This window comes from Shewanella sp. T24-MNA-CIBAN-0130 (assembly GCF_040310185.1).
GTDB lineage: Bacteria > Pseudomonadota > Gammaproteobacteria > Enterobacterales > Shewanellaceae > Shewanella > Shewanella psychromarinicola.
This window is the reverse complement of the sequence record NZ_JBEOPP010000284.1, coordinates 1-276: the sequence shown is the minus strand read 5'-3', so window position 1 is coordinate 276 and position 276 is coordinate 1. Positions and strand designations below refer to the sequence as shown.

Sequence of the window (276 nt, the reverse complement as noted above, 5' to 3'; positions counted from 1 at the left end):
CGGTAATACTGCTATGGCTAGCGGTACCAATGATACGGTCGCTATCGGGAATCAGGCTAATGCAGGGCTGAATTCAGCCACTGCTGTCGGCGGTCAAGCCAATGCAGCAGGTCTAGGCTCAACCTCTATCGGTTGGCAATCAAAAGCCACTGCTGAGCGCGCACAAGCTTTTGGTCATCTAGCCAATGCTAGCGGTGTTCGCTCTACCGCAGTCGGTGAAGCGGCTATGGCTGGTGGTACTAACGATACCGTTGCTGTTGGTAATAAAGCCAATGC

General features: G+C 53.3%; 1 protein-coding gene. It reads left to right on the top strand.

Annotation, left to right across the window (positions count from 1 at the left end; all coding sequences use genetic code 11):
- Window positions 1-13: 13 nt before the first annotated feature.
- A partial coding sequence (locus tag AAEZ02_RS22400) for a hypothetical protein (protein WP_502959611.1) occupies window positions 14-276 on the top strand: 263 nt, incomplete at its 3' end.